This window comes from Litorivivens sp., assembly GCF_041625495.1.
GTDB lineage: Bacteria > Pseudomonadota > Gammaproteobacteria > Pseudomonadales > Spongiibacteraceae > Litorivivens.
The window spans coordinates 1-8,560 of sequence record NZ_JBFJTH010000161.1; the positions used below are offsets into that span (position 1 = coordinate 1).

General features: G+C 55.7%; 6 protein-coding genes. 1 reads left to right on the forward strand and 5 read right to left on the reverse strand.

The features are described from left to right. Positions 1-50: 50 nt before the first annotated feature. A complete protein-coding gene (locus tag ABYP39_RS15270; RefSeq protein WP_372783398.1) occupies positions 51-2,111 on the forward strand; it encodes a TonB-dependent receptor in 2,061 nt (686 codons plus the stop codon). Here ABYP39_RS15270 and ABYP39_RS15275 read toward each other — a convergent pair. From ABYP39_RS15275 to ABYP39_RS15295, 5 genes are all read right to left on the reverse strand, one after another. Beyond that, complete coding sequence (locus ABYP39_RS15275; RefSeq protein ID WP_372783400.1) at positions 2,100-3,179, reverse strand: diguanylate cyclase; 1,080 nt, start codon at positions 3,177-3,179, stop codon at positions 2,100-2,102. The genes ABYP39_RS15270 and ABYP39_RS15275 overlap by 12 nt on opposite strands. Before the next feature lie 182 nt (positions 3,180-3,361). Next, on the reverse strand, positions 3,362-3,541 hold the full coding sequence (locus tag ABYP39_RS15280) for a DUF2798 domain-containing protein (protein WP_372749048.1): 180 nt from the start codon (positions 3,539-3,541) through the stop codon (positions 3,362-3,364). A 93-nt stretch (positions 3,542-3,634) separates the two neighbouring features. After that, positions 3,635-6,712: an efflux RND transporter permease subunit gene (locus tag ABYP39_RS15285; RefSeq protein WP_372749044.1), complete on the reverse strand. Its 3,078-nt coding sequence runs from the start codon at positions 6,710-6,712 to the stop codon at positions 3,635-3,637. Next, positions 6,709-7,800 carry an efflux RND transporter periplasmic adaptor subunit gene (locus ABYP39_RS15290; protein ID WP_372749045.1) on the reverse strand — a complete coding sequence of 364 codons (1,092 nt, stop codon included), beginning with the start codon at positions 7,798-7,800 and terminating at the stop codon, positions 6,709-6,711. The genes ABYP39_RS15285 and ABYP39_RS15290 overlap by 4 nt, the downstream gene beginning before the upstream one ends. A gap of 34 nt (positions 7,801-7,834) precedes the next feature. Beyond that, a partial coding sequence (locus tag ABYP39_RS15295) for a TetR/AcrR family transcriptional regulator (RefSeq protein WP_372783402.1) occupies positions 7,835-8,560 on the reverse strand: 726 nt, incomplete at its 5' end.

Consider the following 8,560-nt stretch of genomic DNA (forward strand, 5'->3'; position numbering starts at 1 on the left):
AATAACCGGTTAATCGCGCCCTGTGGCGCAACAACGTGTGAGAGAACACTATGAAAGTATTTCCAGCATGGGTAATTCCAGTCCTTGTCCTGTCGCCTGCATGGGCGGCTGATCAGCACATTGAAGAAATTGTGGTATCGGCTCCACTGGGTAAAGCGGCCTCAGACACCGCCTTGCCGATTGCCGTATTGAGCGGAGAAGCCCTGCGCCAGGAAGCTGCTGCCAGCCTGGGCGAAACACTCAGCAATGAAATTGGGGTACACAGTGCAAGCTTTGGCAGCGGTGTCGGCAACCCAGTTATCCGTGGCCAGGGCGGCAACCGAGTGCGAGTGCTACAAGACGGCGTAGGCACGCTGGATGCCGCCGATATCAGCCCTGATCACAGTTATGCCGCAGAAGCCCTGCTGGCCGAACGCATCGAAATCATTCGCGGCCCCGCCACTCTGCTCTATGGCAACGGCGCAATTGGCGGCGTTATCAATGTTGTGGACAACCGAATTCCTGAGAAACTACCGGAAGCCGTGAGCGGCGCGGTTGAAGCGCGCCATGCCACCGCCAACGACCAGAACAGCAGTGTATTCCGCTTCGACGGCGGAGTTGGCCAATTCGCGTGGCACTTAGACGGACTCTATCGGGAAAGCAACAACCTCGATATCGCCGGCTCCGCCATCGACACGAAAGCACTCGCTGCAGCCGGTGAGGAAGTCCCGGATCACAATACACGCGGCTATATCGGCAACAGTGACAAACGTGCCGATGCCTGGACCGCTGGTGGCTCATGGATCGGGCAACGGGGCTTTATTGGCCTGTCCGTCAATCAAAGCAACAGCAACTACGGCTTGCCGCCCGGCGCTCACGAGGAGCATGAAGCAACGCCTTCCGATGAGGGCCATGGCGAAGCGGATATCCGTCTCGATATGGAGCAAGAACGCATCGACCTCAAAGCCGGCCTCGAGCTCGAGGGACTCCTTCAGGAACTGGATTTTCGTCTCAGCCACAACGATTACCAACATCGAGAACTGGAGGAATCCGAGGAAGGAACAGAAGTGGGCACCGTGTTCAAGAACAAAGCCAGCGAAGGCCGACTGGTAGTTCGCCACCGGCCCGTAGGAAATTGGCAAGGAGCCATAGGTCTGCAACTGGGGGATAGAGAATTTTCTGCTGTAGGCGAGGAAGCTTTCATCCCTCCTGCAGACATTAGCAGTGGCGCACTCTTTCTTGTCGAGGAGCTCAGCATAAACCGCTGGACCTACGAATTTGGTCTGCGCGCAGAGCAGCAGCGCATTGATATCGGCGACTGCAAGCGCGAGCATGACACCGTTTCCGCGAGCGCCTCGGCACTGTGGGATTTTCGAGACGATAGCAGCGCACTGCTGGCACTGAACCGCTCCGAACGCGCGCCTACCGTCGAAGAGCTGTATTCCAACAGCCAGAACTGCAACAAGACAAGCGATTTGAACACCGCAGTTGAACACGCCGCGACGGCGCGCATTGAGGTTGGCAATCCGGATCTGGACAAGGAGTTGTCACACAATCTGGAAATTGGATTACGCAAAACCCTCGGCACAGTAACGGCCGAGCTCAGCCTGTATCACAATGAAATTCAAAACTATACCTACCTGCAGGACAGCGGCGTAGAAGTTGATGAGGTACAGGTGGCCAATTTTCAGCAGCGCAACGCTGCGTTTACCGGTTATGAGTTTCAGGTTGGCCTGCCGCTGAACTTGGTACACCGCAACCTCAGTGCGGAGCTTTTTAGCGATTATGTACGCGCGCGCTTTACTGAAGGCAACGGCTACGTACCTCGCATACCAGCACAACGCTACGGCACCGCGCTGCACTACCATGCCGGCAAGTGGTCTACCCATGTACGGGTAAGCCAAGTAAGAGAGCAGGATAAATTCGCTGACGGCGAAAGTGCCACCGACGGCTATACCTTGGTAGAACTAGCGGGTGACTACCACCTGACGCTAAACAACGTTGAAATGACCTTGTTTGTAAAAGCGCGCAACGTACTGGACGAAGAAATCCGCAGCCATACCTCACTGCTGAAAAACTATGCGCCCGAGGCAGGAAGAAATATCGAAAGCGGTATTCGGTTAAGCTTCTAAGCCATTAGGCCATCGACCATCGGTAGAATGGCCATTGGCAGCAGATGCCAATGCGCCATCTTCTTTTCCTTCCCAACAATGCTCATTCTGCACGAGCGACAAAGGATTAATGCTCCGCTCCATGACCGTGCAGTTCCGCCCCTGCTTTTTAGCACGGTACATTGCTTCATCTGCCGCTCGCAGAACAGCAGCGGGGTCTGCATCCGCCCCCGGCACCCCAAAATATACACCAATACTGACAGTTAACCCGAGCGGAGGGCGATGCGGTTTCGTATTCTCAATGCGCAAATCTTCAACTTTGTGCCGAAAGCTTTCGAAATAGGACAGCACTGTCTCCGGGTCTTTCTCATCTCCCGTTACCACCACAAACTCTTCGCCACCCCAACGCACGCACAGATCCTCTACGCGAGAAAAGTGCTCCGCCAGACAATGGGCCACCGCTTTCAAAGCCACATCACCCTGCGCATGCCCATAGACATCGTTAAAGTTTTTAAAGTAATCCACATCAATAAACGCAATAGCAATATTTGATTTGCGTCGACTATGATAGCCGTGCAGACGAATAAAATCCGGATCAAAAAAACGTCGGTTATAGAGACCCGTTAGCGGGTCGTGGACAGAGAGTTCTTCAAGCTCTTGGTTACGCTCCGCCAGTATGTCGCAGCGCTTGCGCATTGTGTCTTTGTCGGATTCAATATCTGTAATATCGTGATGAATAAACATCACGAAATTCCTGCCAGACTGAATAATCGGTATTGCCGTTAGCTCAAACCACAGAATTTTCCCAGTGCGACTGCGCAACTGTAGGCGGGCTGTTGCTTGCTCCCCACGGCGAAGTGTGTCTTGCAATTCCAGAAGTGTATTGGGGTTTAAACAGAATTTCCCGAGAAAGGCAGACGATTTACCAATTAACTCATCGACATCGTATTCGATCAATCTTGCGTACGCAGGGTTCACGTAACGCAGCACTCCACCCGTCGGCAAATACTCAAAGACCGTTACTCCCTGATCGAGATGATCCAGAGCCGCCATGCCAAAATCACTAGAAATACAATACGATGAAGCCATAGTACGGACATCCCTGGGCGTCCCGCCCGAAGACCTGTCCGACGCAATGTTATCCACGCCGCAGCAGTTAAGAGTATTTGTCTGATCGTTGACGATCTCACAGAAATTATCCGTGATCTATAAGGGTATTCCGAAGGAAGCCCACTAATCCGCAGTATCCGAAGCGAGGAAATGCCACATAGCTAGCTAGTTATTCTAGACACTAGGCGCCTAACAAGAGGCGTTACCAGCAGCGTGACCGGGAAAGCCACGACAAATGCAAACAACCAGGCTTTGAGCCAGATGGCAGGAAGATCAGACACCAAGCCAACATTGAATATAGATATGACCAATGACATGAGCATTGACATGAAAAGCGCCATAAGAAACGCAAACACATAGGGCGCGTATCTCTGGGGGATCACAAAAACTCCTTATCTAAAGCGTTAGCTTAACGTGCTCCGTACACTATTGGGCTAACCCGGCGCTATTTTCAGAGGCGAATCCAACCCTTCGGGCTCATGTTCTTCCGCCAGCCAGAGATACATACATGGCAACACAACCAACGTAAAGAACGTGCCAATCAGCATGCCCGCCACCAAAATGATACCTATGCTGTTTCGCGCTTCGGCGCCTGCACCGGTAACCAACACCAAGGGAAAGTGCCCCAGAACAGTAGCGGCGGTCGTCATCAATACGGGGCGCAGGCGCGTTTCAGCAGCCATTCGAATGGCCTCCAGCTTGCGAGCCCCCTGCTTTTGCGCCTGATTCGCAAATTCCACAATGAGAATACCGTTCTTCGCCACAAGCCCTACCAGCGTTATAAAACCGATCTGTGAGTAGATATTGATACTTGTCCAACTTAAGAACGGAAAAAGCAGCGCACCCGATATTGCCAGCGGCACAGAGCCCAACAGAACCACCAAGGGATCGCGCAGACTGTTAAATTGCACGGCCAACATCAGATAAACCAGTACAAGCGCTATTCCCAACACGGCGATAAGCGTATTGCCTTCCTTACGGATCTGACGGGATTCACCGGCGTAATCCACCGAGTACTGGGGTGGGAGCAAATCAGCTGCCGCTTTCTCCAGCACGCTCAGTGCCTGCTCTTTAGTCGAGCCTGGAGTGATGCCACCAAACAGACGAAAGGAGCGTTTCTGATCAAACTTTCCCAACACGCGCGGTGCTACGTCGTAGCTAAGCGTAGCGATGGCAGATACCGGGACCAGTTCACCTGAAGGGGTCTGCAGAAGCAGATCGAGCATGGTCTCCGGGTCAATGCGATCTGCATCCTGCACCATCGGTATAACCCGGTGTGCCCGGCCGTTGGCGTCGAAACGGTTGGCGTAGTTGCCTGAAAGCAACGTCGCAATCTGGTCGTTTACGCTAGCCAGGGTCATACCAAGGTCTGCTATACGATCGCGATCAAAATCGAGTTTTACCTGGGTCAGGTCAATTTTGAGGTCTGTTTCGGCAAACATAAAGTTACCACTGGCATAAGCCGCCTGAACCATTTGATCGGCATAGGCTTTCATCGCCCGATAGCTGTCGGGCGATTGTATAACCATTTCCACATCAAACTGGCCGGCACTGGGCAACGATGGCGGCAAAATCGGGAAAGCTTTTACCCCCTCCACACCGGACAAGGCATCGAAGGCAGGAAACAGCAAGTCCTGCACCGTGTGCTCCCGCTCAACGAATGGTTTGAATTCCAACCCACCAAATCCCCCACTGGAACGCACTACCTGCCACATGCGAGTACTGCCAGGCAGAGTCAACAGTGCATCCACCACGTCGTGCATTTGGCGGCTGGTATAATCCAGCGAAGCCTCTGGTGGAGCCTCGACAACAACGCTCAGCATGCCTTCGTCTTCAATCGGTGCCAGCTCTTTCTGGGAAAACAACATGAACGGGACTGCCAACAGACTAAAAATCAGCGCCATCACCAATATCTGCCCCTGCCATAGAAACAACCGGTCCAAGATTTTGGCGTAGCGATAATGCAAGCGATCAAAGCGCTCATTCACCCAATGGGTAATGCGGCCCTCATGACCACCTTCAGGTGTAACCTTGGCACTCATGATAGGCGCCAGGGTTATGGCGACAACACCCGAGATCAGCACTGCAATAGCCAGCGTGAAGGCAAATTCCTTAAAGAGAACCCCGCTCAGACCAGAGAGAAAGCCTATCGGCGCGTAGACTGCCGCCAAAGTGAGCGTCATGGTGATAATAGGTGTCAGCAACTCCCGGCTACTGACCAACGCCGCCTCAGTGCGAGATAGACCCTCTCGCATATGGCGCGCGACATTCTCTACCACCACAATCGCATCATCTACTACCAAACCAACAGATAGCACGATCGCTAATGTGGTAAGCAGGTTGAGTGAAAAACCCATCATTGCCATACAGGCAATCGCACCCAGTATGGATATCGGGATCGTAAGCAGCGGTACTAAAGCCGTGCGAAATGAACCCATCAGCGCAAGCACCACCAAGCCCACCAGTAAAATGGTTTCCGAGAGCGTCGTGAAGATTTCACGAAGAGCATCACGCATATAGATGGTGCCGTCGTAACCCCCTTCAATCCGGATTCCCGCAGGCATGTTGCGATTCAGGTCGTCCAGCAGCGGATAGAGAGCATCACCAATTGCGATCTCATTGGCACCTGGCAAAGGCCAAACAGAAATAAAGACATTGTCGCGCTGACTGTAACGGGCATTCACCTCCCCCTCCTCTTCAGCCAGCTCAATCCGCGCAACGTCTCCGAGCCGCAGCAGCGCACTTCGATCTTCACGCAAGACGAGCTGACGAAAATCATCTGTCGTCTGCAGCGTCGTGTTGGCGAGAAGGTTTATCCGCTGCCACGCATTTTCAGTATGGCCAACAGTAGCAATAACATTATTGCCGCGTAGCGCTGCCAGTACATCACTGGCACTCAGATCAAAGGCTCGCAACTTTGCCGGATCCAGCCAGATACGCATCGCGGGCTCACGACCACCCTCCAACCCTACCCGCTGCACACCGTCGATGGCGGCAATCATCGGATTGACTTCGCGCTTGAGGTAATCGGTGACCTGGGCGCGGGGAATATTGTCGGCCACCACATCCAGATAAAACAGCGCCGCTGGCCGGTCAGCGCGCTGTACTTCTACCGACGGATCTTCCGCGCCCTGGGGCAACTCGAACCGAATCTGACTCAAACGGCTAGAGAGTTCAGCCAGCGCCGCTGTGGTGCTGTGGTTGAGCTGCAGCCACACCCGCACCGTACTGACCCCGGCGGTGGTATTGGAATCCACATAATCTACGCCGGGAATGGTGGCGGCCACCCGCTCGATGGGTTCGGTCACGAAACCCTGCACCACATCGGATGAGGCACCGGTATAGATCGTAGAGATCACCAGCGTGGCACTCTCGATGCGCGGAAACTGCAGCACCGCAATTCCTTGGGCGGCACGCAGACCAGCCAACACCAGCACCACGCAGACCACCAGCGCCAGAATCGGTCGCTTGACGAAGGCATCCACTATCGAAGGTTTGTTGGCTGGTATCATGAATGCGGCTCCGCCGCAGGTTCGGCCACTGACACTTTCATATTGTCGCGCAACTTGAACGCGCCTTTGCCGGCAATGCGATCGCCTTCACTCACGCCTGCCGCAATGGCAACGGTATTGTTACGCCGACTCGCCACCTCCACCTGCTGGCGACGGGCGCGCAGTACATTGTCCTCACCCTGCTCCAGCAGATAGACAAAGCTGCCGAGCTGGTCCACGCGCAGCGCCGTATCCGGAATCAGCGCCACCACCTGCGGGCGACTTGCCGGCACCCGCACCTTGACCACCGCGTTGGGCAGCAAGCCGTGATCCGCTGCGGTGAGTTCCGCGCGATAGCACAGACTGCGGGCGCTTTCTGACAACTGTGCATCACGCGCAATGATGTGCGCCGTCAGCTCGCGCTCTGCCATGACCGCCACCGGGTCGCCCACCTGGAGCTGCATGGCAGCCTGTGGCAACTCAAAGTCGATCCAGCGAGTTTCGCCTTCGCCCACCAAGGTGGTGATCGCTGTGTGCGGTGTCAGCAACTCCCCCACCTCCAGGCGATGCATGCCCGCCTTGGCGGCAAACGGGGCGCGCAGGGTTTTCTTGTCGATCTGCACCGTCACCTGGGCAATTTCCGCGCGCACCGATTCCAGCTCGGCGCGAGCTTCGTCCAGCGCCTGTTCACTCAGGCGCTTTTCCCTGAACAGGGTGCTGTTGCGCTCAAAGGTACGCGCGGCCAGCACGTCGCGGGCTTTCAGCGCACGCAGCCGCGCCTGCTCTTCCCGCACGTCCTGCTGCACCAGCAGCTGCCCTTCGCTGACGCGATCGCCTGCGGCAAAACCCAGCTTCACGATTACACCGCCCAGCTCATTGCGCAGCGTCAGTCGCTGCGGCGCGGTCACCTCGGCGTACACGGTTTGCATGGCCTGATAGTCGCCGCTTGCCACCACGTAGACCTCGACTTTCTCAGCGGGCTCGGGAAAGGACTGGGCAAAGGCAATGGCGCCGAGAATTTCCTGCACCTTGAAGGCAGCGAGCGCCGCAATGACCACCGACAGGGAAGTGGCGGTGACCAGCCAGCGTTTGGCGACCGGGGATTTCATAACAGACTCCTTGAGAAAATAGGCATCGCGGTCACTAGCGGTAACCCAATGCGACCAAGTGGACGCAGGCCGACTCGATAGCCTCGGCGGTGAGGGGGTGACGCCAGCGGTAGGTATTGAGCAGGCGCTGGGTGCAGACAATGGGGTAATCCGTGGCCTGAAGCGGGTAGGCCAACAGGTGTTCCTGGCGCTCGCTGCCGCGCACATTGCGCATCAGGGCAATATGCTGAAAACCGGCGCACATGGACCAGCAGCCCATACTGAGGGTGTGCAATTCCTCCTCGTTGGCCACATCCAGCTCACCGCTGTCCGCCGCCGACTGGAAAAAATCGCGAAACATCAGATCAATGCTCTCGGCCGCCGCGCGCATTTGCGCCAGCCAGCCCTGCGAGGCGCGCTGCAGGATGGCCTCGCTCGAGACCAGGGTGTTGAGGTGTTCATCAAAGCTGAACAGCCGGGTCTTGGCCGGATTGAGCAGACTGAGGCTGATAATGCGCTGGGGCGCGCTCAGACCGGCACTGAGGATTTCACCGTAAAGCCGCCGGGTATGGCGGGCCTGCCGGGTGGCCAATGCCACCAGCAGGTCTTCCTTGCTCTGTACATGTTTGTAAAGCGACCCCACCGACAGCCCAGCGCGCTTGGCGATAGCGCCGATGGTAAAGCCCAGCAATGAGCTTTCTTCGATGCAGGCCACGGCCGCATCGAGCACGATTTCCCGCTCTTCTTCCGGGGAGAAACGGGGGGCGGGAGGCATAAAAAG

Bases quoted from the DNA above. Each gene is read 5' to 3' on its own strand.
- ABYP39_RS15270 (WP_372783398.1), top strand. From the start codon at position 51: ATGAAAGTATTTCCAGCATGGGTAATTCCAGTCCTTGTCCTGTCGCCT.
- ABYP39_RS15285 (WP_372749044.1), bottom strand. From the start codon at position 6,712: ATGATACCAGCCAACAAACCTTCGATAGTGGATGCCTTCGTCAAGCGA.
- ABYP39_RS15290 (WP_372749045.1), bottom strand. From the start codon at position 7,800: ATGAAATCCCCGGTCGCCAAACGCTGGCTGGTCACCGCCACTTCCCTG.
- ABYP39_RS15280 (WP_372749048.1), bottom strand. From the start codon at position 3,541: ATGGCGCTTTTCATGTCAATGCTCATGTCATTGGTCATATCTATATTC.
- ABYP39_RS15275 (WP_372783400.1), bottom strand. From the start codon at position 3,179: ATGGCTTCATCGTATTGTATTTCTAGTGATTTTGGCATGGCGGCTCTG.